This is a genomic window from Acidovorax sp. LjRoot204 (genome assembly GCF_056175785.1).
This window is the reverse complement of sequence record NZ_JBGFFF010000205.1, coordinates 1-2,500: the sequence shown is the minus strand read 5'-3', so window position 1 is coordinate 2,500 and position 2,500 is coordinate 1. Positions and strand designations below refer to the sequence as shown.

Here is a 2,500-nt window from a genome sequence, read left to right as displayed (position 1 = left end):
GTGTGATTAGGAGTGAAAAGCTAATCGAACCCGGAGATAGCTGGTTCTCCTCGAAAGCTATTTAGGTAGCGCCTCGTATGAATCTTCTTGGGGGTAGAGCACTGTTATGGCTAGCGGGACATCGCGTCTTAGCAAACCATGGCAAACTCCGAATACCAAGACAGAATGTACGGGAGACACACGGCGGGTGCTAACGTCCGTCGTGAAAAGGGAAACAACCCAGACCCACAGCTAAGGTCCCAAATTTCGTGCTAAGTGGAAAACGATGTGGAAAGGCACAGACAGCCAGGAGGTTGGCTTAGAAGCAGCCACCCTTTAAAGAAAGCGTAATAGCTCACTGGTCGAGTCGGTCTGCGCGGAAGATTTAACGGGGCTAAGCACGAAACCGAAGCTTGGGGTGCATAACTTTGTTATGCGCGGTAGAGGAGCGTTCCGTAAGCCTGCGAAGGTGGCTTGAGAAGGCTGCTGGAGGTATCGGAAGTGCGAATGCTGACATGAGTAACGATAATGCGGGTGAAAAGCCCGCACGCCGAAAGCCCAAGGTTTCCTTGCGCAACGTTAATCGACGCAGGGTTAGTCGGTCCCTAAGGCGAGGGCGAAAGCCGTAGTCGATGGGAAGCAGGTTAATATTCCTGCACCTCGCGTGAGTGCGATGGAGGGACGGAGAAGGTTAGGTGTACCGGGCGTTGGTTGTCCCGGGGAAAGGCGGTAGGTTTGGATCTTTGGCAAATCCGGGATCCTTTAAGACCGAGCACCGAGACGAGTCCTTTAGGACGAAGTCACTGATACCACGCTTCCAGGAAAAGCTCCTAAGCTTCAGCTCACGCAGACCGTACCGTAAACCGACACAGGTGGGTAGGATGAGAATTCTCAGGCGCTTGAGAGAACTCGGGTGAAGGAACTAGGCAACATGGCACCGTAACTTCGGGAGAAGGTGCACCCTCTTTGGTGGCCCATGCGGGCTATAGCTGAGGGGGGTCGCAGAAACCAGGCCGCTGCGACTGTTTATCAAAAACACAGCACTCTGCAAACACGAAAGTGGACGTATAGGGTGTGACGCCTGCCCGGTGCTGGAAGGTTAATTGATGGGGTCAGCCGCAAGGCGAAGCTCTTGATCGAAGCCCCAGTAAACGGCGGCCGTAACTATAACGGTCCTAAGGTAGCGAAATTCCTTGTCGGGTAAGTTCCGACCTGCACGAATGGCGTAACGACAGCGGCGCTGTCTCCACCCGAGACTCAGTGAAATTGAAATCGCTGTGAAGATGCAGCGTTCCCGTGGCAAGACGGAAAGACCCCGTGAACCTTTACTATAGCTTTACATTGAACGTTGAGTTCGTCTGTGTAGGATAGGTGGGAGGCTATGAAACCGAGGCGCTAGCTTCGGTGGAGCCAACCTTGAAATACCACCCTGATGTGCTTGACGTTCTAACCTAGGTCCGTAATCCGGATCGGGGACCATGTATGGTGGGTAGTTTGACTGGGGCGGTCTCCTCCCAAAGAGTAACGGAGGAGCTCGAAGGTACGCTCAGCGCGGTCGGACATCGCGCACTGTGTGCAAAGGCATAAGCGTGCTTGACTGCGAGATCGACGGATCAAGCAGGTACGAAAGTAGGACTTAGTGATCCGGTGGTTCTGTATGGAAGGGCCATCGCTCAACGGATAAAAGGTACYYCGGGGATAACAGGCTGATACCGCCCAAGAGTTCATATCGACGGCRKTGTTTGGCACCTCGATGTCGGCTCRTCRCATCCTGGGGCTGKAGTMGGTCCCAAGGGTWTGGCTGTTCGCCATTTAAAGTGGTACGCGAGCTGGGTTCAGAACGTCGTGAGACAGTTCGGTCCCTATCTGCCATGGGCGTTGGAAGTTTGAGAGGGGCTGCTCCTAGTACGAGAGGACCGGAGTGGACGAACCTCTGGTGTTCCGGTTGTCACGCCAGTGGCATTGCCGGGTAGCTATGTTCGGAARMGATAACCGCTGAAAGCATCTAAGCGGGAARCGCGCCTCAAGATGAGACTTCCCGGGGCACAAGCCCCCTAAAGGAACCATCAAGACTAGGTGGTTGATAGGTCAGGTGTGTAAGTGGGGCAACCCATTGAGCTAACTGATACTAATGATCCGTGCGGCTTGACCATATAACCTCAAGTGGCCTTGGACTCGACGATATCGTCAGAGAAAATCCAATGCCCGCTACGTCACAAGACCCTATGAGAGATTGGCGCCTTAATCCGTTCCCTGGATGGCGACGCTCCAACCCTCTCCCTGGTGAAATTAGCGCTGTGGTCCCACCCGTTCCCATCCCGAACACGGAAGTGAAACGCAGCCGCGCCGATGGTAGTGTGGCTTAAGCCATGCAAGAGTAGGTCATCGCCAGGGGCTTTACCCCAAAACCCCCAGCTCAAAAGCTGGGGGTTTTCCTTTTTATGTAAGCCCCTGATTCCCGAAGGTTTTAGCTCGGAAGTCGGTCAAAGGAAAGTAAAAAATCTTTTGACAAGGTGTTGAC

The 2,500-nt window shown here is 53.8% G+C and carries 2 rRNA genes (1 of these 2 cut by a window edge); both read left to right on the top strand.

What is annotated here, in order from left to right:
- A 23S ribosomal RNA gene (locus AC04MI_RS22470) occupies positions 1-2,132 on the top strand; it begins 747 nt to the left of the window's first position.
- Between the two features lie 126 nt (positions 2,133-2,258).
- A 5S ribosomal RNA gene (gene rrf, locus AC04MI_RS22465) occupies positions 2,259-2,373 on the top strand.
- Positions 2,374-2,500 lie beyond the last annotated feature (127 nt).